The 21,942-nt window shown below is 42.7% G+C and carries 26 protein-coding genes, 1 riboswitch and 1 other annotated feature; of the genes, 21 read left to right on the top strand and 5 right to left on the bottom strand.

Annotation, left to right across the window (positions count from 1 at the left end; all coding sequences use genetic code 11):
* Positions 1–39: 39 nt before the first annotated feature.
* From ACQYAC_RS06735 to pheA, 9 genes are all read left to right on the top strand, one after another.
* Positions 40–831 (top strand): M23 family metallopeptidase, encoded by a 792-nt coding sequence (locus ACQYAC_RS06735; protein ID WP_058014538.1) that lies wholly within the window; start codon positions 40–42, stop codon positions 829–831.
* Positions 824–1,693 carry a M50 family metallopeptidase gene (locus ACQYAC_RS06730; protein WP_429942981.1) on the top strand — a complete coding sequence of 290 codons (870 nt, stop codon included), beginning with the start codon at positions 824–826 and terminating at the stop codon, positions 1,691–1,693. The genes ACQYAC_RS06735 and ACQYAC_RS06730 overlap by 8 nt, the downstream gene beginning before the upstream one ends.
* 66 nt (positions 1,694–1,759) lie before the next feature.
* Positions 1,760–1,832 (top strand) — a sequence feature (ribosomal protein L21 leader region).
* A gap of 12 nt (positions 1,833–1,844) precedes the next feature.
* Entirely contained in the window at positions 1,845–2,153 is a 309-nt protein-coding gene (gene rplU, locus ACQYAC_RS06725) for a 50S ribosomal protein L21 (RefSeq protein ID WP_003216781.1), read from the top strand.
* Between the two features lie 14 nt (positions 2,154–2,167).
* Positions 2,168–2,506 carry a ribosomal-processing cysteine protease Prp gene (locus ACQYAC_RS06720; protein ID WP_003216478.1) on the top strand — a complete coding sequence of 113 codons (339 nt, stop codon included), beginning with the start codon at positions 2,168–2,170 and terminating at the stop codon, positions 2,504–2,506.
* 12 nt (positions 2,507–2,518) lie between these two features.
* Positions 2,519–2,803: a 50S ribosomal protein L27 gene (gene rpmA, locus ACQYAC_RS06715; RefSeq protein ID WP_003216586.1), complete on the top strand. Its 285-nt coding sequence runs from the start codon at positions 2,519–2,521 to the stop codon at positions 2,801–2,803.
* A gap of 255 nt (positions 2,804–3,058) precedes the next feature.
* Entirely contained in the window at positions 3,059–3,643 is a 585-nt protein-coding gene (locus tag ACQYAC_RS06710; RefSeq protein WP_429942980.1) for a Spo0B C-terminal domain-containing protein, read from the top strand.
* Positions 3,644–3,673: 30 nt separating this feature from the next.
* Positions 3,674–4,960, top strand: a complete 1,287-nt coding sequence (gene obgE / locus ACQYAC_RS06705) for a GTPase ObgE (RefSeq protein WP_012010757.1) — start codon at positions 3,674–3,676, stop codon at positions 4,958–4,960.
* A 55-nt stretch (positions 4,961–5,015) separates the two neighbouring features.
* Complete coding sequence (locus ACQYAC_RS06700; RefSeq protein WP_003216269.1) at positions 5,016–5,459, top strand: ACT domain-containing protein; 444 nt, start codon at positions 5,016–5,018, stop codon at positions 5,457–5,459.
* Positions 5,460–5,477: 18 nt separating this feature from the next.
* On the top strand, positions 5,478–6,356 hold the full coding sequence (gene pheA / locus ACQYAC_RS06695; RefSeq protein WP_169056878.1) for a prephenate dehydratase: 879 nt from the start codon (positions 5,478–5,480) through the stop codon (positions 6,354–6,356).
* 228 nt (positions 6,357–6,584) lie between these two features.
* Here pheA and ACQYAC_RS06690 read toward each other — a convergent pair whose 3' ends face one another.
* On the bottom strand, positions 6,585–7,127 hold the full coding sequence (locus ACQYAC_RS06690; protein WP_058014543.1) for a transcription repressor NadR: 543 nt from the start codon (positions 7,125–7,127) through the stop codon (positions 6,585–6,587).
* Positions 7,128–7,130: 3 nt separating this feature from the next.
* Positions 7,131–8,273 (bottom strand): IscS subfamily cysteine desulfurase, encoded by a 1,143-nt coding sequence (locus tag ACQYAC_RS06685; RefSeq protein ID WP_429942979.1) that lies wholly within the window; start codon positions 8,271–8,273, stop codon positions 7,131–7,133.
* Between the two features lie 94 nt (positions 8,274–8,367).
* On the opposite strand from ACQYAC_RS06685, the gene nadB reads away from it, so the two are divergent.
* The 5 genes from nadB to ACQYAC_RS06660 all read left to right on the top strand — a co-directional run bounded on the left by nadB (position 8,368) and on the right by ACQYAC_RS06660 (position 14,016).
* Positions 8,368–9,942 carry an L-aspartate oxidase gene (nadB, locus tag ACQYAC_RS06680; RefSeq protein WP_429942978.1) on the top strand — a complete coding sequence of 525 codons (1,575 nt, stop codon included), beginning with the start codon at positions 8,368–8,370 and terminating at the stop codon, positions 9,940–9,942.
* Positions 9,924–10,787, top strand: coding sequence for a carboxylating nicotinate-nucleotide diphosphorylase (gene nadC / locus ACQYAC_RS06675; protein WP_058014545.1), 864 nt, complete (start codon positions 9,924–9,926; stop codon positions 10,785–10,787). Before nadB ends, nadC begins: the two co-directional genes overlap by 19 nt.
* Positions 10,774–11,883 carry a quinolinate synthase NadA gene (nadA, locus tag ACQYAC_RS06670; RefSeq protein WP_058014546.1) on the top strand — a complete coding sequence of 370 codons (1,110 nt, stop codon included), beginning with the start codon at positions 10,774–10,776 and terminating at the stop codon, positions 11,881–11,883. The genes nadC and nadA overlap by 14 nt, the downstream gene beginning before the upstream one ends.
* 131 nt (positions 11,884–12,014) lie before the next feature.
* Entirely contained in the window at positions 12,015–13,265 is a 1,251-nt protein-coding gene (gene safA / locus ACQYAC_RS06665) for a SafA/ExsA family spore coat assembly protein (RefSeq protein ID WP_429942977.1), read from the top strand.
* Between the two features lie 133 nt (positions 13,266–13,398).
* Complete coding sequence (locus ACQYAC_RS06660) at positions 13,399–14,016, top strand: YhcN/YlaJ family sporulation lipoprotein (protein ID WP_429942976.1); 618 nt, start codon at positions 13,399–13,401, stop codon at positions 14,014–14,016.
* Positions 14,017–14,064: 48 nt separating this feature from the next.
* Here the strand turns inward: ACQYAC_RS06660 and ACQYAC_RS06655 are convergent, their stop codons facing one another.
* The gene (locus ACQYAC_RS06655; protein WP_429942975.1) at positions 14,065–14,697 is read right to left on the bottom strand and encodes a LysE family translocator; all 633 of its coding nucleotides are present in this window, start codon (positions 14,695–14,697) and stop codon (positions 14,065–14,067) included.
* 237 nt (positions 14,698–14,934) lie between these two features.
* A riboswitch (TPP riboswitch) is annotated at positions 14,935–15,043 on the top strand.
* Positions 15,044–15,171: 128 nt separating this feature from the next.
* On the opposite strand from ACQYAC_RS06655, the gene thiC reads away from it, so the two are divergent.
* A complete protein-coding gene (thiC, locus tag ACQYAC_RS06650; protein ID WP_061408803.1) occupies positions 15,172–16,932 on the top strand; it encodes a phosphomethylpyrimidine synthase ThiC in 1,761 nt (586 codons plus the stop codon).
* 35 nt (positions 16,933–16,967) lie between these two features.
* Here the strand turns inward: thiC and ACQYAC_RS06645 are convergent, their stop codons facing one another.
* Positions 16,968–17,114, bottom strand: a complete 147-nt coding sequence (locus ACQYAC_RS06645; RefSeq protein ID WP_167550609.1) for a hypothetical protein — start codon at positions 17,112–17,114, stop codon at positions 16,968–16,970.
* Between the two features lie 191 nt (positions 17,115–17,305).
* Here ACQYAC_RS06645 and ACQYAC_RS06640 point away from each other — a divergent pair, with 191 nt between their 5' ends.
* Positions 17,306–17,488 carry a hypothetical protein gene (locus tag ACQYAC_RS06640; RefSeq protein WP_003216799.1) on the top strand — a complete coding sequence of 61 codons (183 nt, stop codon included), beginning with the start codon at positions 17,306–17,308 and terminating at the stop codon, positions 17,486–17,488.
* A 33-nt stretch (positions 17,489–17,521) separates the two neighbouring features.
* Here the strand turns inward: ACQYAC_RS06640 and ACQYAC_RS06635 are convergent, their stop codons facing one another.
* Complete coding sequence (locus tag ACQYAC_RS06635) at positions 17,522–18,166, bottom strand: protein kinase family protein (protein WP_429942974.1); 645 nt, start codon at positions 18,164–18,166, stop codon at positions 17,522–17,524.
* 238 nt (positions 18,167–18,404) lie between these two features.
* On the opposite strand from ACQYAC_RS06635, the gene ACQYAC_RS06630 reads away from it, so the two are divergent.
* The 5 genes from ACQYAC_RS06630 (at position 18,405) to queA (ending at position 21,931) form a co-directional block, all read left to right on the top strand.
* Positions 18,405–18,905, top strand: coding sequence for an intercompartmental signaling factor BofC (locus ACQYAC_RS06630; protein WP_176372696.1), 501 nt, complete (start codon positions 18,405–18,407; stop codon positions 18,903–18,905).
* Between the two features lie 148 nt (positions 18,906–19,053).
* Positions 19,054–19,659 carry a Holliday junction branch migration protein RuvA gene (gene ruvA, locus ACQYAC_RS06625; RefSeq protein ID WP_058014551.1) on the top strand — a complete coding sequence of 202 codons (606 nt, stop codon included), beginning with the start codon at positions 19,054–19,056 and terminating at the stop codon, positions 19,657–19,659.
* A gap of 11 nt (positions 19,660–19,670) precedes the next feature.
* On the top strand, positions 19,671–20,675 hold the full coding sequence (gene ruvB / locus ACQYAC_RS06620; RefSeq protein ID WP_050943663.1) for a Holliday junction branch migration DNA helicase RuvB: 1,005 nt from the start codon (positions 19,671–19,673) through the stop codon (positions 20,673–20,675).
* Positions 20,668–20,868 carry a DUF2905 domain-containing protein gene (locus tag ACQYAC_RS06615; RefSeq protein ID WP_012010741.1) on the top strand — a complete coding sequence of 67 codons (201 nt, stop codon included), beginning with the start codon at positions 20,668–20,670 and terminating at the stop codon, positions 20,866–20,868. Before ruvB ends, ACQYAC_RS06615 begins: the two co-directional genes overlap by 8 nt.
* A 34-nt stretch (positions 20,869–20,902) precedes the next feature.
* Positions 20,903–21,931 (top strand): tRNA preQ1(34) S-adenosylmethionine ribosyltransferase-isomerase QueA, encoded by a 1,029-nt coding sequence (queA, locus tag ACQYAC_RS06610; protein ID WP_429942973.1) that lies wholly within the window; start codon positions 20,903–20,905, stop codon positions 21,929–21,931.
* Positions 21,932–21,942 lie beyond the last annotated feature (11 nt).

Below are 21,942 nucleotides of genomic sequence, written 5' to 3'. Positions count from 1 at the left end.
ATAAAATGTACAAACTGTTTGTATGTAAAGGGTGATCTCATGAAAAGTGTGGACGAGTACCGAAAGAAAATCGCGCAGCGCCGCAAAACGAAGCAGTCAGCTGCTCCATCTAAGAAGACGACTTTCAAGAAAAAAGAGGATATCCCTCCATGGGTCATGCTGACAGAGGAAGAAAAGCATTCAGGGTCGTCTTCCTTTGAATCGTCGTCTCATCAGCCGAAGAAATATCAGCATCCGCTATTTAACCCCAATGCCTTTGTGCTGAAATGTTTATTATCAGCATCCCTTGTGTTGATTACAGCCATTTCGTTTAAAGGTCAGGCAGGGCCGTTTCAGCAGCTGAAGCCGATCATTACGCAGACCTTTGAGCAAGATTTTCAATTTGCTGCTGCTAATCGCTGGTTTGAGAAAACAGTTGGAAACCCCCTTGCCTTTTTAACGGGCAAAAAGGAAGACCAAAAAGATGTACAAGCGAACCAAGAACTGGCTGTACCTGCTTCTGGAAAAGTGCAGGAATCCTTTACACAAAACGGAGCAGGTGTCAAAGTCGAAACAGCGGCTGAAGCGATTGACAGCATGAAGGAAGGCTATGTAGTAGAAGTGAAAAAGAAAAGTGACACAGGTCTGACAGTGGTCGTGCAGCATGCAGATAACAGCTATAGCTGGTACGGTCAATTAAAGAAAGCCGATGTGGCCTTATACGATTTTGTCGATAAGGGTGAGAAAATTGGCCAGATCTCACTCGATGATCAAGGAAAGGGCACATATTACTTTGCCATTAAGCAGAATGAACAGTTTATCGACCCTATTCAGGTGATGACCTTTGAATAGATGGCTGGTCATGCTGACGAAAATTCACATTCATCCGCTGCTGTGGATTGTGATGGCGTTTGCGATTCTCTGTGGTCAAATCAAGCCGCTGCTTTGCCTGCTCATTATCGTCTTTGTCCATGAGCTTGGACATGCAGCGGCTGCTTGCTATTATCATTGGCGCATTCGGCGGATTTTTCTACTCCCGTTTGGCGGAGCGGTAGAAGTAGAAGAGCATGGGAACCGCCCGCTAAAGGAAGAGCTGGCGGTCATTTTATGCGGGCCGCTTCAGCATGTACCGCTCCAGCTTATGGCATGGTTTTTCATGGAAGCTTCTTTTATTTCACACGACATTTTTACGATGTTCACTTTTTATAATATGGCAATTTTCCTTGTGAATCTTTTGCCTATTTGGCCGCTAGATGGCGGAAAATTATTCTTTTTGCTCTTATCAGCATATTACCCTTTCCAACGAGCACATGCCCTTACCATAAAAGGCTCCCTTGTCTTTTTCATTCTATTGACAGTCGGATTACTTTTGTTTGCGCCGCTACAATTCAACGGCTGGGTGCTGCTCACCTTTTTAGCCTATTCACTCGTGATGGAGCACCGGCAGCGGCATTATGTCAGGGTCCGCTTTTTACTAGAACGCTATTACGGTAAAAAAGAGCAAAAGGTAGAAAAGCTGATTCCGCTAAGAGCGAGCGCTGAGGAAAAAGTATATGAAGTCATGGCGCGATTCCAAAGAGGCTGTAAGCATCCGATTATTATTGAAAGAGATGGCGTGAAAATGAGCCAGCTTGACGAAAATGAACTGCTTCATGCGTATTTTTCAGATCGAAGAACCACCTCCTCCATGGAAGAGCTTCTTTTGCCGTACTAGTGATGAAAATACGTTGACATTCTGCGTCTAATTTGATATATTTTTTAATGTTATGGATATGTAGCACCCGTGCTACAACCGCGCGAAGCAGGTGTAAAGAGCCTAAGGCCCCCTGTATTCGGCGAGTCTGAGTTTATTAGGAGGTGCAGAGATGTACGCAATTATCGAAACTGGTGGTAAACAAGTAAAAGTTGAAGAAGGTCAAACTGTTTATGTTGAAAAACTAGCTGCTGAAGCAGGTGAAACAGTAACTTTTGAAAACGTATTGTTTGTCGGCGGAGACACTGTCAAAGTGGGTAACCCTTCAGTTGCTGGAGCAACAGTAACGGCTAAAGTTGAAAAACAAGGTCGCGGTAAGAAAATTACTGTGTTCAAGTACAAACCGAAGAAAAACAACCACAAGAAACAAGGTCATCGTCAACCTTACACTAAAGTTGTTATCGAAAAAATCAACGCTTAAGGCGTGTGAGTGATATGATCAAAGCAACCATTACTCGGTCGGCAGCAGATGAAAGCATTACGTCTTTTCAGATGACTGGACATGCCGAGTTTGCTGAAAAAGGTCAGGATCTCGTTTGTGCAGGAGTATCTGCTGTTGTTTTCGGCTCAGTCAATTCAATTATTGCACTGACAGGATTGGACCCTCTGCTCGATATTGGTGAGGAAGGTGGCTATTTCTCTTTTGAATTGCCAGCTGATACAGATCCAGTATCCTTTGAAAAAGCCCAGTTGCTTTTAGAAGGCATGGTCGTTTCCTTAGAAACAATTGAACGAGATTATCACGATTATGTGAGAATATCTACAAAAAAATAGGAGGTGAACTTCATGCTTAGATTAGATCTTCAATTTTTCGCATCTAAAAAAGGGGTAGGTTCTACAAAGAACGGACGTGACTCTGAGTCTAAACGTTTAGGCGCTAAACGTGCTGATGGTCAATTCGTAACTGGTGGTTCTATCCTTTATCGTCAACGTGGAACGAAAATCTATCCAGGTGAAAACGTTGGACGCGGAGGCGACGACACTCTTTTCGCTAAAATCGACGGAACAGTTAAATTCGAACGTTTCGGTCGTGACCGTAAAAAAGTGAGCGTATATCCTGCGGCACAATAATTGCTAAAAACTCCGGTCATTGACTGGAGTTTTTTTCACTTTTTACAAGTAGTATTGAAGATGAAAAAGAAGATGCACTCCATCAATATCAAAGAACGTTTGCTGACTTTGCCTCATTTTCTCCTATAGATCAGAAAAAACAACCTTTCCTCACATAACTAGTGTTTTTCTATGCTGTCTTCTCTGTTATAATTCAGGGAGACATAGTGATGATAAGACTCCTAAAAGAGAGACCAAACGATTGGGAGTGCGATAATGGAAGAGATATCAAGTAAACAAAACGAAAAATTAACTCACGTTGCATTAACAAATGAATTGATCTATCTGCTCAGTCGTTCAAGACATGACTGGATGAATAAATTGCAGCTGATCAAGGGCAACTTGACATTAGAAAAATATGACCGTGTGTTTGAAATTATAGAAGAAATGGTCATTGAAGCACAGCATGAATCCAAACTCTCAAATTTAGAAATTCCCCAATTGGCCTATTACTTTCTAACATTTAATTGGGAGTCGCATTTTATCACCCTAGAATATGAAGTGCTTGGTGAAACCCGAGACTTATCAGCATATGAATCGCAGCTGCTATCGGTATCACAGGAGTTGTTTTCGATATTCGATCAATCAGTTTGCCAAAAAACTGAAAATCATTTAACGGTCACGTTCCAAACAGATCATGAAGAGAATGATGTGGTCTTATATTTTGATTTCAAAGGAAAATTAACAAGTTTGGATGCGTTAAATGCGTTTCATGACGCAAACTATCCATGTATGAGTGTAGTTCAATTTCATGTGACAAGTCATGAGTCGATGATTGAGCTTTGTTTGAGGCAAGAATGAGATATGTGATGCAGAGAAACGGAGGAAGTTATGTTTGTAGATCAGGTTAAAGTGTATGTTAAAGGCGGTGACGGCGGAAACGGTATGGTGGCGTTCCGTCGTGAAAAATATGTGCCAAAAGGCGGGCCGGCTGGCGGCGACGGTGGAAATGGCGCAGATGTGGTATTTGAAGTAGACGAAGGACTCAGAACATTGATGGACTTTCGTTATAAGCGTCATTTTAAGGCGGATCGCGGCGAGCACGGAATGAGTAAAAACCAGCATGGCCGAAATGCGGAAGAAATGATTGTCAAAGTTCCGCCCGGTACGGTTGTGACGGATGCAGAGACGGAACAAGTACTCGCTGACTTAACAGAGCATGGACAGCGGGCTGTCATCGCAAAAGGCGGACGTGGAGGACGTGGAAATTCACGTTTCGCAACACCGGCAAACCCTGCACCACAGCTTTCTGAAAATGGCGAGCCAGGTAAAGAACGTGACGTCATCTTAGAATTAAAAGTACTTGCAGATGTTGGACTTGTTGGTTTCCCAAGTGTTGGGAAGTCGACACTGCTTTCAATTGTCTCTTCAGCGAAGCCGAAAATTGCGGATTATCATTTTACAACGCTTGTGCCGAACCTAGGGGTTGTCGAAACAGATGATAATCGAAGCTTCGTCATGGCGGATCTGCCAGGACTGATCGAAGGCGCGCATGAAGGCGTTGGCTTAGGTCATCAATTTTTACGCCACATTGAGCGGACACGTGTCATTGTCCATGTCATTGATATGTCAGCACTTGAAGGACGTGACCCGTACGAAGATTATGTGACGATTAATGAAGAGCTTGAGCAGTACAATATGAGATTGACTGAGCGTCCACAAATCATTGTAGCGAACAAAATGGACATGCCAGATGCAGCTGACAATCTAGCGGCATTTAAAGAAAAATTAACGGATGACTATAAAGTGTTCCCAATTAGTGCGATTACAAGAGAAGGGCTTCGTGAGCTTTTATTTGAAATCGCTAATCAGCTTGAAACAACACCGGAATTCCCGCTTTATAATGAAGAGGAACTGTCTGATAACCGCGTGATGTACAGGTTTGATGAGGGAGATGCACCATTTGAGATCACAAGAGATCCTGACGGTACATTTGTCATAACGGGTAAAGCACTTGAGCGGCTGTTTAAGATGACAGATTTCTCAAGAGATGAGTCCGTGAAACGATTCTCTAGACAGCTGCGCGGAATGGGCGTTGATGATGCCTTGCGTGAGCGTGGTGCACAAGACGGTGACATCATTCGCCTGCTTGAATTTGAATTTGAATTTATTGATTGATCAGAAGGAGGGTCCAGTCCATGGGCTCTCCCGTTTTTAAAAGGGGAGAAAACAGGTGAAAGAAGAAACGTTCTATTTAGTAAGAGAGGATGTCCTTCCAGATGCGATGCGGAAAACGCTTGAAGTCAAAAAGCTTCTCGATCGCAAAAAAGCGGATTCAGTTGCCGATGCTGTTCAACAAGCGGATTTAAGCCGCAGTGCTTTTTATAAATACAGAGATGCTGTTTTTCCATTTTATACGATGGTGAAAGAGCAGATCATCACATTGTTTTTCCACCTTGAGGATCGGTCTGGGGCTCTGTCAAGACTGCTGCAAATTGTGGCTGACTCTGGCTGTAATGTGCTATCCATTCACCAAACGATTCCACTGCAAGGAAGAGCGAATGTCACCCTATCCATTAGCACGGCTGGTATGGCAGATGATATCAATACAGTCATGAATCAATTAAGAAAACTTGAATTTGTCGAAAAAGTTGAAATTCTAGGTTCTGGGGCGTAAAAGGAGAGATCATAGCAGATGAAGCAATTAACTGTAGGTTATTTTGGACCAGAGGCAACATTTACTCATTTGGCCGTATGCTCTTGCTTTCCAGCAGATGCAGTGCAGCGTGCCTATGCAACGATTCCGCAATGTATGGATGCTGTATCAAAAGGCGAAGTCGATTTGGCGGTCGTTCCACTTGAAAATGCACTCGAAGGATCTGTGAACTTAACGATTGATTATTTAATTCATGAAGAAGCGCTGTCCATTGTTGGTGAAATGACAGCACCGATTCGGCAGCATTTGCTTGTCCACCCATCAAGAGCAGAAAGCTGGGAGACATTAGATGTGATCCAATCACATCCGCATGCAATTGCACAGTGTCATCAATTTCTGAAAAAGCAGTACCCAGATATTCCGCATCGTCCAGTTGAATCAACAGGTTATGCAGCGAAGTATATCAGTGAGCATCCGGATGAGGCTGCTGGGGCGATTGCCAATGAAATTGCCGCACAAACGTATGGTTTAACAATTGCAAAAAAAGATATTCATGATTATCCGCACAATCATACACGCTTTGTTATTTTACATAAAGATCCTAAAGCATCGTTCCCGATGAATGCTGGGTTCTCATCGAAGCCAAAAACGACCATTGTCGTCAGTCTGCCAAAGGACGACCAATCCGGTGCATTGCATCGCGTGTTATCTGCCTTTTCTTGGCGGAATCTCAACTTGTCAAAAATTGAATCTCGTCCAACAAAAACGGGTCTTGGACACTATTTGTTTATTATAGATATAGAAAAAGAAATGGATGAAGTCCTTGTCCCTGGCGCGATTCAGGAATTAGAAGCGATTGGCTGTGAAGTCAAATTGCTCGGCAGCTATCAAACATATGAACTAACGAATGAAAAATAGTGTCCCTTACAGGACACTATTTCAGCGTGTAGACAAACCCTCGCATTCGGTGTCAGTCCTGCGCGCTGGTACTCACGAATGTCAAATTCGCTCCGTGCCAGTGCTCGTACTTCCTAGACTTCAAAGGTTTTCTATCACGCTGAAAAGAAGACAAAGGGCTAAAATCAAGTATATTTTAGCCCTTTGTCAACAATCTGAAATAGTGTCCCTTACAGGACACTATTTTTTTTAGTCTTTAATTAAAAAGCCAGCTTCATCAAGCGCTTGGATGGCTTGGTCAAGCTGCTTTTGACTGTAAGAAGTGAGTGTATGTAAATGCACGCCGTCTGTTAGTTCTGACAAGTAGGAGGCGCCCGTGTTAGAAATGTGATGAACGAAATCAGCTACTTGCTTGCGAGTGCTGACGCGAATAGAGGCCGTTAGTTCACCGTAAACAGGGTGCTCTATGATCACATCTTTTACCGTCACCCCAAAATCTACAATTAAAGTCAGTTCCTCTTCTGTCCGAACAGGATCATGCTTACAGGCGATGATTTGTTCAATTTCTCTTTCTGGCGTATGCTGAGATGCCATATACACATAGCCTTGACTTGTGGCAATAATGGGTTCGTTTTTTGCTTTCAATAGTGAGATATCTTGTACAATGACTTGTCGAGAGACTGCCGCCTTTTTAGCCAAAAAGCTCCCGGTGAGTGGGGTATCTGTTTCTTTCAGCCACTCTAAAATGGCGTTTCTTCTCTCTTCACCAATGAGTTTCCTCTCTTGCTCCACGTCTTATGCTCCTTTCTTCTCCTTTTGCAATTGTTCAAATGTATGCAAAAGCTGATTGATGTCCTCTTTTGATGACTTCGATCCAAATGATAGTCGAATGAATTGAAGAGCATCACGGTCTGATACGTGCAATGCCTTCACAGCCGGGGAAGGATGATGATAACCAGAAGCACATGCGCTTCCAGTCGATATACAAATCCCATTCCGGTTACATGCTAACATTACATATTGTCCTTCAAACCCTTCAAAAAAACAACCAATAATATGAGGCAGCATAAGGCGATTGCTATTGTTGTGAAGTGTACGAACAGGAAGCTGTCTCATTTTCAGCTGCTGAAGAAAATAATCACGAAGCTGCTCATTTTGCCGCTTTTGCTCATCTAGCTTAAGCATCAATTGCTCGCTCGCAGCAGCAAAAGCACCGATACATGGAACGTTCACTGTTCCAAGGCGGAAGCCATTTTCCTGAACTGCACCTGAATATAAAGGCTTCCAAGGAACATGAGTGCCCATATAGACAGCACCAGCGCCCTTAGGTGCATACACTTTATGGCTAGAGATGGATACAGCATCAACCCCAAGCTCCTTGATGGACACACGAATCTTTCCGAAAGTTTGCACGGCATCTGTATGAAAAAGAATGTGCCTTTCTTTTAAAATGGGTGCTAATTCAGCGAGCGGCTGGATAATCCCTGTTTCTGAATTAGCATGCTGAATAGATACTAGTCCTGTTTCAGGTAATAATGCATTTTTGAGAATGTCCTGAGTGATGATCCCATCTTGATTCGGTTCAATGATTGTGACCTTCACGCCAAGACGCTCTAAGCTTTTAACCGCATGTTGAACAGAAGGATGCTCTACAGAAGTTGTGATGACATGCTGCTTGTGTGCTAGCAGACCATTTGCCATCGATTGAATCGCAAGAAGATTGGATTCCGTTCCGCCGCTTGTAAAGTAGATGCCGTCTGGTTCGCCCTCAAGAATGGCAGCGATTGATTGTCTGCTATAAGTCAGTATGTCATTTGCTCTTCCGCCTGCATCATGAAGACTGCTTGCATTCCCGTAGCAATCTTTACTTAGCTGCTGAAAAACATGCAGTGCCTTCTCCGAAACAGGTGTAGAAGCTGCGTAATCTAAATAAACCAATCCATCCATCTCCTATGTGAAAATTTTTTCTTGTATTTATTGTAGTGTTGTGTAATGATATGTGTCAAGACAAGTGTAAATGACAGGAGGGGCAATGGTGTCATCAATTAAAAAAATCATTGTGGTGGGATCAGGTATTGCAGCACTTTCCTTTGCAAAAACCATTTCAGCAAGCTGCGAAGTCATCATGATGACAAAAAAACAATTTTCCTCTAGCAATTCCATGCTTGCACAAGGAGGGATCGCTGCTGCCTTTTCAGCACAAGATTCTGTTCATCAGCATGTACAAGACACATTAGCTGCCGGCTGTGATCACAATGATGAAATGGCGGTACAAGAGATCGTCAGTCTTGGAAAGCATATGGTGGAGCAGCTCGTAGAAGAAGGGTGTCCATTTGATCAAACGGAGACGGGCGTGCCGCAATTAGGTAAAGAGGGGGCACATGCGACTCATCGCATTTTGCATGCAGGAGGAGATCAAACAGGCAAAACCCTCGTTCATTATTTGAAAAATCAGCTTGGCTCACATATTCATTTATATGAATATCACCATGTCATTGATCTACTCGTTCATGAAGGAACCTGCATAGGTGTGGTATGGAAAGATGAGAAAGGTCACGTACATACCATGACCGCAGATGCCGTTGTTTTATCGACAGGCGGCTGCGGCTCCCTATATGAAACAAACACAAATGACACTTCTGTAACAGGAGACGGACTGATGATGGCTTATCGAGCTGGTGCACAATTAGCTGATCTCGAATTTGTTCAATTTCATCCCACCCTCTTGACGATCGCTGGAAAAGCAGTCGGTCTCGTTTCAGAGGCAGTCCGAGGAGAGGGAGCCTATTTAGAAAATGAAACGGGCAGGAGAATCATGAAAGGCATTCACCCACAAGCTGATTTAGCGCCTAGAGATATCGTCTCTAGAGCTATTTTTCATGAGCAGCAATTAGGTCATGAGCTGTATCTCAATATCAGCGAAATTGCACATTTCTCAGTTCGTTTTCCAGCAATTGCTGCAATGTGTGAGAGGGCTGGTGTCGATATAGCAAGCGGCAGGCTCCCAGTTTCCCCTGGTATGCATTTTTTAATGGGAGGAATCTGCGTGAATGAATATGGAGAAACGACGGTTCCATCTCTTTTTGCTATCGGAGAAGCGGCCTGTACAGGCTTACACGGAGCGAACCGATTGGCGAGTAATTCTCTCTTGGAAGGTCTCGTTTTAGGAAACAAAGCGGCACGGAGAATTGAACAAGTACCTAAACAGAAAAAAACAATCTCCTCTTTCTCAATTCAAGAAATATGGCCTGTGCCAGAGATTTCAGAGGATCAATTGAGAAAATGGATGACGACATATGCCGCAATTGTAAGAAACGAAAAAGGGCTAAAGACCTTACTGCAAACATTACAGCAAGTCCCTTATCAGCAAATGAATGTGAAGGATATCACAAGTGAACAGATCGAATTAAGCAATCAATGGACATTAGCGATTTGTCTTGTGAAGTCTGCATTACTTCGTACAGAAAGCAGAGGTGGTCATTATCGAATGGATTATCCAAATCGGAATGATGCATTATGGCGGGGTGTGCAAATTGTCCATGAAAAAGGTCACATTCACATGATGAAAAATGAAAGGATCGGTGCTAAATGGAACGTTTACAGTTAAAGCAAATGCTGACTCATTTTTTCGCAGAAGATATTGGTTTTGGAGATGTATCAGCTGATGGCATTTTTGGAGAAAAGAAAGGAACAGCCTATATCATCGCAAAACAATCGGGTGTATTGGCAGGTTCTCAAGTCATTGACATAGGGTACCGCCTGCTGAATGAACAGATTGAGGCTGAGTTGTTTTTTGAAGAGGGTGATTGGATTCATTCAGGGGAAGTGCTGGCGAAAATAAAGGGACCAGTCAGCGACTTATTAAAAGGAGAACGGGTCATTTTAAATGTCTTGCAGCGCATGACAGGTATCGCCACTTTAACACATGAAGCAGTGGAGCGATTAGCGGACCCGTCGATTACAATTTGTGATACGAGAAAAACGACGCCCGGCTTGCGTATGTTAGAGAAATACGCTGTGAAAACAGGTGGGGGAAAGAATCATCGCTTTGGCTTATCAGATGGGGTGATGATTAAAGATAATCATATTGCCGCATGCGGCTCTATTCGTGAAGCTGTAGAGAAAGCAAGAGCATATGCCGGTCATATGGTAAAAATTGAAGTGGAAATTGAATCAGAAATGCAGCTAAAGGAAGCCATTGATGCAAAAGCCGATGTCATCATGTTTGACAACTGCTCTCCGGACGAAGTAAAACGTTTTAAACAAATGACGCCGGAGACAATTCTGACTGAGGCTTCAGGAGGCATCACGCTAGAGACATTGCCAAGTTACAGAGGGACAGGTGTCGACCTTATTTCACTCGGTTTTCTGACACATTCTGCCCCAGCATTTGATTTTAGTATGAATATGGAATTCAGTCATAAAGGGGGAACCACTCATGTCACTGCTTGATGTACTCGCGAATCAACATGCAGCGATGATGCCAGAAGAATATAAACACCGGTCAGTTGATGAGATGGAGCAGCGTGTGGTAGACATTAAACGTGCCTTTGGATCAAAGCTTTTTATACCAGGGCATCATTATCAAAAGGATGAAGTCATCCAATTTGCTGATGCAACAGGAGATTCATTGCAGCTCGCACAAATAGCTGCAGACAATCAGGAAGCGGAGTACATTGTGTTCTGCGGTGTTCACTTCATGGCTGAAACAGCAGATATGCTGTCAAAAAAAAATCAAAAGGTTCTTTTGCCAGATATGAGAGCTGGCTGTTCAATGGCAGATATGGCGAACATGAAACAAACGGATAGAGCATGGGAGCAGCTGACTGATCTGTTTGGGGAGACGATCCTTCCACTTACGTATGTCAACTCAACAGCTGATATTAAAGCATTTGTTGGCAAGCATGGCGGAGCAACTGTGACATCATCAAACGCTAAGAAAATGCTGGAGTGGGCGCTCACACAAAAAGAGCGGATTCTGTTTCTTCCTGATCAGCATTTGGGACGTAATACGGCCTTTGATTTAGGCATTTCACTTGAAGAAATGGCTGTCTGGGATCAAATAGAAGAAAGGCTTATCACCGATCAGCCGCTTTCCCGCATCAAGATGATTTTATGGAAAGGCCACTGCTCTGTCCATGAGAAATTTACGTTGCGGAATATTGAAGAAACGAGAAAAAGAGACCGCGACATTCAAATCCTTGTCCATCCAGAGTGCACCCATGAGGTCGTCAGGGCTTCTGATCTTGCAGGTTCAACGAAATTTATTATTGATACGATCAAGGAAGCACCAGCAGGAAGCAAGTGGGCGATTGGAACAGAGATGAATTTGGTCAAGCGGATCATAGATCAGCATCCAGATAAACAAATTGAATCCCTCAATCCGGATATGTGTCCATGTTTGACGATGAATCGGATCGATCTCCCTCATTTGTTATGGTCACTAGAAAGCATAGAGAAAGGTGATCCGGTCGGTTTGATTCAAGTCAATGAAGACACAACAAAAGACGCTTTACTTGCACTGAATAAAATGCTCGCTATTAAATAATAAATCAGCCCCTCCTATCAGAAAACAAGTTTTTATCATATCGGCTTGTAAATAGGCATAAATTTATGGTGAAACATATTGTACTTCTGACATAACCGTTACGTTCACGTTTTGCATAGGAGGGGAAAACGTTGAAAATTCATATTGTGCAAAAAGGAGACTCCCTTTGGAAAATTTCAAAGAAATATGGAGTCGACTTTCAAGAATTGAAAAAACTAAATTCACAGCTCAGTAACCCAGATTTGATCATGCCGGGTATGAAGATCAAGATTCCATCAAGTGGTGTTCCTGTAAAAACAGATCATCACAAAGCAAAAGAAATGCCAAAACCAAAAGAAATGCCAAAACCAAAAGAACATCCGTATGTGAAAGAAAAGCCAAAAGATGTCGTGCAAGTGCAAGATACGAAGCCGAAAGAAAAGCCAAACGAACCTGTACCTTATGTACCGCCAGTGCCAAAGATCGAGCAGCCAGTTTTTCCGCAAGTCGATGTGAACTATTATCAGACCAATCTCTACCAGCCATTCACGCCTCCTCCTAAAAAAGAACATCATGAGAAAAAAGACCACGTTCATGAAAAGAAAGATCATGTTCATGACAAAAAGGATCATAAAGATCATCATGTTCATCATGAGAATAAGGAGCATAAAGATAACAAGGACCATTTCCATCATGAAAATAAAGGTCATTTAAAAGATGAAGTGGCAAAGGGATATGATCCGTTTATTCATATTCCGCATCAAAAGGAGGAGGGAAAAGATATGGAGCACAGCAATTACCCAAACCTTCCTAATTTCCCGCAAATGCCGAATGTAGGAGGCGCAGCGGTAGGGGGAATGGCTGAGAATAAGGAACATCATCACCATCACCAGCATCATGACGCATATGATCCTTATTATGGTCATGGGCATTACATGCCGGCAATGTATCCATATCCGCAGCAAATGGTGCCAGCATCGCCAATTTTACCAGGGTCAGGTCTTTGCTATCCTGTCCAGCCATATTATCACCATCACATGATGCCATATCCGTACCCGGCGCAGCCGTATTATGCTGCGTATCAAGCGCCAGCTTATTACGGAGAACATTATGAACATCATGCAAACGACGGGCATCACTGGCACCACCATATGCATCCAAATGCCAATGCCAACATCAATGCGAACGTGAATCAAGGCTTTTATCCAAATGTTTCAAATGAAGCTTATGGCAAGGAAGACTGCGGATGTGATGATGGCATGAAGCAGCATCAGCCGTGGCCAGGACATTACCCGAATCCTGTACCTTATGGCCAAATGGGTTCTTATCCAGCTCAGCCTTATATGCAGCCATATCCAGGTCAATCTGTTTTTGCAAGACCAGAGGAAGACGAAGAAGAGTAATAACAGAAGGAGCGATCTCAATCGTTCCTTTTTTTGTTTATAACTGACAGCTTGATTTTTTCCCAAACTGTACATGCTAAAACAGAGCCTGTTTCGCGCTCATGAGATTGAATTTGTACAGGGGGTTTTTCGTTTGAGACAAAAATGGCAAAAAACGATCGCATTAGTGCTTCTTCCTATTGGGTTAACGGCATGTGGTACAAATGACAATGCAGGTGTAGATACACGTCATAATCAATCAGGTCAGCCAGTCGGATATCATTCGAATAACCGAGCGGATGACAATCACCAAGATCATCAAGGGCCAGTTTCTGAACTCATGGAGGGAATGAACGGTGGGAATACAACGAATGTTGATTATCGCACCCGTCCTCAAGCAGATGATCGAACGCCTCTCGCAGGTGGAGATGGACGCTACAGTCATGGAGATATGAACTATCATAACCAAATGTCGTTCTCTGGCTACGATAAACAAGAGAACGTGCAGCGTTCAAGAAAAATTGCCAACCGCGTCAATAAAATGAACCACGTTGCAGACTCACAGGTGATGGTAACAGATGAAAACGTGTATATTGCCATTAAATCAGATGGACGTCTGACATCAGAGGGCGTATCACAAGTGGAAGAAGCAGCGACTCGTTATGCGGATGGAAGAGCTGTCCAAGTCATTAAAGACAAGGGGGCTTTCACACGCTTTAGAGATATGAGAAGAACACAATTTGAAACAGGTCAAACAGGCATGACTCGATAGGTTAGAGAATAAAAAAGGCTAAAGTTCCTCAAGAACTTTAGCCTTTTCTTAAAAATATACCTTAATGCCTATATAAAATTCGTAAAAGAAATAACAGCCAAACCCAAGTAATAAAATACCAGCAATAATGGATGTCCATTTGATCATCGTTCGATTCATCACTTTTCTTGTTAAGGATACAAGGGTGAGAAGACCGATGTCATGAAGGAGAATCCCTGCCAAAATACCGCCTGATGCCAGCATAAATTCAGATGAATCTGTTTTTGTATATGCATCTGCCAGTACAGCTCCGAATACAGAAACCCAGAACACAAGGTTTCCAGGAGAAACCGCAACAAGCAAGCCGTTTCTGTACGTTTTTGCGAAAGATTTATTGACTTTTTCGCCAGCTAAATGGATGTCTTGATCCGCATGCTTAATGGAATCGTATGCGAGAATCATTAAGAAGAGAGCTCCGATCAGCCAGAGCGGGATTTGGACAAATGGCAGTGATAAAAACTGAGCAAATCCAGCATATAAAGCCAAAATAAGCAGGAGATCGATGGTCATGCCGCCTGCTCCTACAGTTAAACCATGAAAGAAGCCGTTTTTTAATCCCTGTTTTGTCATTTCAACCGTGATCGCTCCAACTGGCAGAGCAATTGAGAATCCTACGACGATAAATGTGAGAAATGTTTGCAATCGACTAGAACTTCCTTTAAAAAAGTTTGTATAAAAATTCTCCGTTTAGATTAATTATACATAATAGGAGAAAAGGATCAATGATTATTTCAGTTTTTATTTAAACGTTTGGGATGGATGATGTATATAAAGGTGTATATTAAACTCGCTGTATCTCTTTTGTAGTGGAAAGGAACTATTTTCCTAAAACTTCTTTTTTTCATGGCATCTCTATGCTACACTGTTGTGGAAATAAATAAATGTGACTAGGGGTGCCCGCGGCTGGGCTGAGAGAGAAGTATAAGCTTCTTAACCCTTTGGACCTGATCTGGCTCGTACCAGCGTGGGGAAGTTGAAGAAGATACATGTGTCATTTATGGATGACATTCATGTTTATTTCTAACGACGAAACCAGGTTCTTTTCATAGAGCCTGGTTTTTTGCTGGTGCTGATTCCATCCTGTCCGGTGACAAGAAGAGAAGGAGAGAACAGCAAATGAAAGAAAAGGAAAATACTCCAACAACTCAATCGTTATTATCAAGCTTTGATGGCAGCCGAAAGGTGTATGAGAAAGGGTCAAGACCTGACATTTTAGTGCCAAAAAGAGAAATTGCCCTCACGCAAACGGTGACGCAGGCGGGAAACATTCAAAATGAACCGATTCGTGTGTACGATACGAGTGGACCTTACACCGATGAGCGTGCCCATATCGATGTGACAAAGGGGCTTAACCGTCTGAGAGCAGCATGGATCGAAGAAAGAGGGGATATAGAAAGGTATGAAGGACGTCATGTAAAACCTGAAGATAACGGATATCGCTCCAAAGAGAAAGCGTCTCATCAACATGTTCATACTGATTTTCATCATGAGCCGCTTCGCGCAAAAAAAGGTGCCTGTGTAACGCAAATGCATTATGCAAAAAAAGGTATTGTAACGCCTGAAATGGAGTTCATCGCGTTAAGAGAAGAGCTAAGCCCTGAGTTCGTGAGAGAGGAAGTAGCGAGCGGAAGAGCCGTCATTCCAGCGAATATTAACCATCCTGAAAGTGAACCGATGATTATCGGAAGGCATTTTCATGTCAAAATCAATGCGAACATTGGCAATTCAGCTGTGACATCATCCATTGATGAGGAAGTTGAAAAAATGACATGGGCGATCAGGTGGGGTGCAGACACCATGATGGATCTGTCTACAGGAAAGGACATTCATACAACGAGGGAATGGATCATACGAAATTGCCCGGTCCCAGTAGGAACTGTTCCCATTTATCAGGCGCTTGAAAAAGTGAATGGCGTGGCAGAAGATTTGACGTGGGACGTGTACAGAGACACGTTAATTGAACAAGCAGAGCAAGGAGTAGACTACTTCACGATTCATGCGGGTGTGCGTTTAAGGTATATTCCGCTGACAGTCGATCGAGTGACTGGTATTGTTTCAAGAGGCGGTGCCATTATGGCAAGGTGGTGTCTTGCTCATCATCAAGAGAATTTCCTTTATACCCACTTCGAAGATATTTGTGAGATTATGAAAACGTATGATATTGCCTTTTCACTTGGAGATGGGCTTAGACCAGGATCAATAGCTGATGCCAATGATGAAGCGCAGTTTGCAGAGCTGGAGACGTTAGGTGAATTGACAGAGATCGCTTGGAAACATGATGTTCAGGTGATGATTGAAGGACCTGGACATGTTCCGATGGATAAAATCAAAGAAAATGTGGACAAGCAAATGGAGATTTGCAAAGAGGCACCATTTTATACATTAGGGCCTCTTACAACAGATATTGCTCCGGGATATGATCATATTACATCTGCCATCGGCGCAGCTATGATTGGCTGGTATGGAACAGCGATGCTATGCTATGTGACGCCAAAGGAGCATTTAGGGCTGCCGAACAAAGAAGATGTAAGAGAAGGTGTGATCGCCTATAAAATTGCTGCACACGCTGCTGATCTAGCGAAAGGACATCCTGCTGCTCAAAAGCGCGATGATGCTTTATCGAAAGCAAGGTTTGAATTTAGATGGCGGGACCAATTCAACCTGTCACTTGATCCAGAAAGAGCGATGGCGTTCCATGATGAAACATTGCCTGCTGAAGGCGCTAAGACTGCCCATTTTTGCTCGATGTGCGGACCGAAGTTTTGCAGCATGAAAATTTCCCATGATATTCGCAATCAATCAGAAGAAGTGAAAAAAGAGATGGAGAAGAAGGCGAAGGAGTTTATCAGCCAAGGAAGTCAAATATATTCATCCTAAAAAAGAACCTCGCACGCATGTTGTGCGGGGTTTTATCAGATCGCGGAAAAGGCTTTTCTTAAGAGGTGGAAAAATGCCTTTAATGCAGCCCCTATCATGTCCAGACTCGGAATGAGGGCATCTGTTAAATGAAACAAGACTGTTTGTTTTTCTGGAGATGTTCGTTTCTTTTTCCGTTTCAAAAGAAAACCTCCTTTTTAAAACAATATACTTCTTTGCAAAGAAGAGGGATAGAGATGTTGTTTGAATTTAAACAAAATTTAAACTTCTTGTGTTTGAAAGGAAAGAAGGAGGGGAAACGAGTTAAGTAGAGAATGAATGAAAAGAGCCGATCTATTCGGCCAGCTAACAAGAGAGAGTGGAAGGTGATCTTATGATGAAAGTATTTAAGGTAACATTTCATATGAACAATGGGGAAGTGCTTGATTTCGAGCTAAAACGTCCAGCTACCTATGATGTGTATAAGAAAATTGAAGAAGCCAATCATTGGTTTAAGCTGAATAATGAAATCATTAACTTATTAAATGTGAATAGCATCCATGTTGAAACAGATTGACACAGAAAAGCCGCTCGGTAAGAGCGGCTTTCATTATGCAGAAAAATCATTCCGATTATTAAGCTGACCGCGGGACAGCCAGTTCTTTTTATATAAATAAGCAATCACTTCAAGCCATAGACGCGGTGCTTTCTTTGGGAAGAAAGGTTTTTGATAATAAGCGTAAGCGGCTTTTAAGTCATCCCATTGGTGGCATGCTTTTGTTTGTGTGAAACGGGCAACGTCGATGACCCTGACATGTCCTTCCTTCGTTAAGATTAGATTCCTTAGGTGGATATCAGAAGGGTTCAATCCTTTCTCGCGTGCTTCTTCTAGCGCATCATCGACTTGTTCAATCATTTGTTTTTTAATAGGAATCCCTTTTGTGAGGCATTCATAGAATGTATATCCTTTAATATATTCCATTAAAATATACTGATCCCCAGATTCATAAATCTCAGGGTAGTAAGACGAACCAGAGAGTTTTTCATAAATAGCGGCTTCTTTACGGGCAATATGCTGATAAGAAGGGAAAAAGACTTTTAACGCCATTTTCTTGCCGTTTTTTTTGTATGAAAAGACATAGGCACTTCTTCCTTTGCCGCACAGCTCAAGCTCTGCCGGTTTAAAGGCAAGCTTATGAAGACGTTTATCCTCATGATACTGAATCGATTCGGCTAATTTTTTGACTTCTGACATTGACTTCACCTTCTTTGGTTTCAGTTTATGCGGCTGAAAAACGAATGATGAAAAAACCGAGCATTCGATAAAGCAATGGATTGTATAAAACATACCATTTACGAATGAAGGATACAACGAAAGACTCTTCCCATATATTCATGTCATCCATTTGGTTAATGTTTAGAAAAATGGGTCAAACTACATATGTCATGCATCGATCTCATGTTTTAAAGAGGTGTAAATAGTGAAAGTGAAGATGAAATGTTTCGTTACAGGACTTATCATGACAAGTGTGCTTTTTTTCGCTGCGGATATGGAAGGAAAAGAACACTTGCAAAAGCAGTCAAACTCGATCACCGTACAGCTTGAAAAAGTCTATCTAGACGGAGATGTGAGTATTGAAAGACACCGTGCTTCATTAGAAGACAAAGACACATTCTGGTCGCAGTATAAAGGCTGGACGCTAGTAGAACAGAAAGAGGATTTTGCGCTTTTTAGAAAGCAAATTGATGATATCTCTCCATTAAGCAAAGCAAATGGATATATCGGATTATCAGAGGACGGTGTCATTTCTACGTTTCATGGAAGGCCTGACGGCTGGGCGGAGCCCATTCATCTCTTTTTTCAAATTGATACGTCCCGTTTAGAAAGTCATGTGGAGGAGCAGCTTGAGCAAGGCATTCCTTTTCGAACAAAGGATGAATTTGAGCATGTGCTTGAAGTCATGAAGCCTTACCGAAATGAAATATCGTTTTAAAGCGTATAACAGCTTGCTGGTGTGAAGGCCGCAAGCTGTTTTTCGTGGTGTCATCGTAAAAATGGATTGAGCGAACGTATGTTAACTTTTATTGCGGTTTTCTTCTCGATTTATGTTACAATGAAGAACAGTCAAAGAGGTGAAAACGGTGATAGAGTTTGTAAAAGGGACCATTGATTATGTGTGCCCGCAATATGTTGTCATAGAAAACGGCGGAGTAGGATATCAAGTCTATAGCCCAAACCCGTTTATCTATCAAATCAATAAACAAGAAACGATTTATACGTATCATTACATAAAAGAAGACGCTTTTTCGTTATATGGATTTCAAACACGAGAAGAAAAAGCGCTGTTCACAAAACTGTTAAATGTCACAGGGATTGGGCCGAAGGGGGCTCTAGCGATTCTTGCTTCCGGTGATCCTGGCGCTGTCATTTCAGCGATAGAACGTGAAGATGAAGCGTTCCTGATTAAGTTCCCTGGCGTTGGCAAAAAGACAGCTCGCCAAATCATTCTCGATCTAAAAGGAAAGCTAGCTGATGTCGTTCCGGAAATGATTGGAAATCTATTTAATCACGAGGACCATATTCAGGTCGAAACGCAGCAAACGGCATTAGACGAAGCGCTTGAAGCCTTAACTGTTCTCGGATACGGTGATCGTGAAATTAAAAAGGTTCTTCCATTGTTAAAAGAAGAAAAGAATCTCACAACCGATCAATATGTGAAAAAAGCTTTACAAAAAATGTTGAAATAGGGTGATGTCTCATGGATGAACGGCTCGTCTCAACTGAAGCAGACAACCATGAATCAGCCATTGAGCAAAGTCTGCGGCCTCAGACACTTAGCCAATATATCGGTCAGCAAAAAGTAAAAGATAACCTCAGCGTGTTTATTGAAGCTGCCCGTATGAGGCAGGAAACGCTCGATCACGTCCTTTTATACGGACCGCCCGGACTCGGGAAAACAACGCTTGCGTCGATTATTGCCAATGAAATGAATGTTCAGCTGCGTACGACATCTGGACCAGCGATTGAACGTCCTGGTGATTTGGCGGCTATTTTAACGTCTCTTGAGCCAGGTGATGTGCTGTTTATAGATGAAATTCATCGCTTACAGCGCTCAATTGAGGAAGTGCTTTATCCGGCAATGGAGGATTTTTGTTTAGATATCGTCATTGGCAAAGGAGATACAGCGCGCTCTGTACGGCTTGATTTACCGCCATTTACACTTGTAGGAGCCACGACCCGTGTCGGACTTTTAACAGCGCCGCTTCGTGACAGGTTTGGGGTACATGCAAGATTGGAATACTATGAGCAAAGAGATTTGGCTCACATTGTCTCAAGAACAGCCGAGCTGTTCGAGATTGGGATCGATCTTCGCTCAGCCGAAGAGATCGCAAGACGTTCCCGCGGTACGCCGAGGGTTGCCAATCGTCTGCTCAGAAGAGTAAGAGATTTTGCGCAGGTGCTTGGGAATCATGCGATTACCGAGGACATTGCGGAAGATGCCCTTGAGCGCCTTCAAGTCGATAAGCTTGGTCTTGATCATATCGATCACAAGCTGCTTTTAAGTATGATCGAAAAATTTAGAGGCGGTCCTGTTGGGCTTGATACAATCTCAGCGACAATAGGAGAAGAATCACATACGATTGAGGATGTGTACGAACCGTATTTACTGCAAATTGGTTTCCTGCAAAGAACACCAAGAGGACGGGTCGTCACAAGAGAAGCGTATGAACATTTTCAAATGGAGGTTCCGATTCGTGACTGAATTCCCTAAAATATTGATGATTTTAGGTGGTGTCCTTTTTGCCGCAGGATTAGTATTTCAATTGGTTGGTAAGCTTCCAGGTGATATTTTTGTGAAAAAAGGAAATGTGACGTTCTTTTTCCCTGTGATCACATGCATTGTCATTAGCATCGTGCTCACGATATTACTGAATATCTTTGGACGGATGAAATAACGTTAACTAGTTAACTACAGAATAGGTGAAGGAAATGAAGTTAGAACTATTTGATTTTGATTTACCAGAAAGATTGATCGCACAAGTACCGCTTGAAAAACGAGACGCATCAAGACTGATGGTCTTAAACAAACAAACGGGTGAGATGACACACGATACTTTCTCACAAATCACCGATTATTTTCAAACGGGTGATTGTCTCGTTTTAAATAATACACGCGTTCTGCCGGCACGGTTGTTTGGAATGAAAGAGGATACAGGTGCAAAAGTTGAACTGCTTCTCTTAAAACAAGAGGAAGGCGACAAATGGGAAACACTTGTAAAACCAGCCAAACGGGTGAAAAAAGGAACAGTGATCACATTTGGTGATGGACGGCTTCAAGCAGTATGTACAGAAGAATTAGAACATGGCGGAAGAAAAGTTGAGTTTCAGTATACCGGCATTTTTTATGAAGTACTTGAATCCCTTGGTGAAATGCCGCTGCCTCCTTATATTAAAGAACAGCTTGACGATCGTGAACGCTATCAAACCGTGTATTCGAAAGAAGTCGGCTCCGCTGCTGCTCCAACTGCTGGTCTTCACTTTACAAACGAGCTGCTGGATGCGCTGAAAGCAAAGGGAGTGCACATCGCATTCATTACACTGCACGTGGGGCTTGGTACTTTTCGTCCGGTCAGTGCAGATCGTATTGAAGAACACGAAATGCACGCGGAATTTTACGAAATGAATGAAGAAACAGCGGCAGAGCTTAATCGCGTTCGCAGGGAAGGCGGGCGAATTATTTCAGTGGGGACAACGTCAACGAGAACGCTAGAAACCATTGCAAGTGCGCATGATGGCGAATTCAAAGCGTCAAGCGGCTGGACGTCAATCTTTATTTACCCAGGCTATACATTCAAGGCAATTGATGGCATGATCACGAATTTCCATCTGCCCAAATCCTCGTTAATCATGCTTGTCAGCGCATTAGTTGGGCGAGAGCATGTCTTAAAGGCGTACAATGAGGCTGTAAAAGAGGAATACCGATTCTTCAGTTTTGGCGATGCCATGCTGATTCAATAACATCATACAAC

Origin of the sequence: Bacillus sp. MM09(2025), assembly GCF_050496725.1 — a bacterium.
GTDB classification, from domain to species: domain Bacteria; phylum Bacillota; class Bacilli; order Bacillales; family Bacillaceae; genus Bacillus; species Bacillus pumilus.
The sequence above is the reverse complement of the archived record's forward strand: the minus strand, read 5'-3'. Positions and strand labels throughout refer to the sequence as shown.

What these genes read in the sequence shown, in the direction of transcription:
- ACQYAC_RS06735 (WP_058014538.1), top strand. Translation starts at nt 40, where the DNA reads ATGAAAAGTGTGGACGAGTACCGAAAGAAAATCGCGCAGCGCCGCAAA.
- rplU (WP_003216781.1), top strand. Translation starts at nt 1,845, where the DNA reads ATGTACGCAATTATCGAAACTGGTGGTAAACAAGTAAAAGTTGAAGAA.
- ACQYAC_RS06720 (WP_003216478.1), top strand. Translation starts at nt 2,168, where the DNA reads ATGATCAAAGCAACCATTACTCGGTCGGCAGCAGATGAAAGCATTACG.
- rpmA (WP_003216586.1), top strand. Translation starts at nt 2,519, where the DNA reads ATGCTTAGATTAGATCTTCAATTTTTCGCATCTAAAAAAGGGGTAGGT.
- ACQYAC_RS06710 (WP_429942980.1), top strand. Translation starts at nt 3,059, where the DNA reads ATGGAAGAGATATCAAGTAAACAAAACGAAAAATTAACTCACGTTGCA.
- obgE (WP_012010757.1), top strand. Translation starts at nt 3,674, where the DNA reads ATGTTTGTAGATCAGGTTAAAGTGTATGTTAAAGGCGGTGACGGCGGA.
- pheA (WP_169056878.1), top strand. Translation starts at nt 5,478, where the DNA reads ATGAAGCAATTAACTGTAGGTTATTTTGGACCAGAGGCAACATTTACT.
- nadB (WP_429942978.1), top strand. Translation starts at nt 8,368, where the DNA reads ATGGTGTCATCAATTAAAAAAATCATTGTGGTGGGATCAGGTATTGCA.
- nadC (WP_058014545.1), top strand. Translation starts at nt 9,924, where the DNA reads ATGGAACGTTTACAGTTAAAGCAAATGCTGACTCATTTTTTCGCAGAA.
- nadA (WP_058014546.1), top strand. Translation starts at nt 10,774, where the DNA reads ATGTCACTGCTTGATGTACTCGCGAATCAACATGCAGCGATGATGCCA.
- thiC (WP_061408803.1), top strand. Translation starts at nt 15,172, where the DNA reads ATGAAAGAAAAGGAAAATACTCCAACAACTCAATCGTTATTATCAAGC.
- ACQYAC_RS06640 (WP_003216799.1), top strand. Translation starts at nt 17,306, where the DNA reads ATGATGAAAGTATTTAAGGTAACATTTCATATGAACAATGGGGAAGTG.
- ACQYAC_RS06635 (WP_429942974.1), bottom strand. Translation starts at nt 18,166, where the DNA reads ATGTCAGAAGTCAAAAAATTAGCCGAATCGATTCAGTATCATGAGGAT.
- ACQYAC_RS06630 (WP_176372696.1), top strand. Translation starts at nt 18,405, where the DNA reads ATGAAATGTTTCGTTACAGGACTTATCATGACAAGTGTGCTTTTTTTC.
- ruvB (WP_050943663.1), top strand. Translation starts at nt 19,671, where the DNA reads ATGGATGAACGGCTCGTCTCAACTGAAGCAGACAACCATGAATCAGCC.
- queA (WP_429942973.1), top strand. Translation starts at nt 20,903, where the DNA reads ATGAAGTTAGAACTATTTGATTTTGATTTACCAGAAAGATTGATCGCA.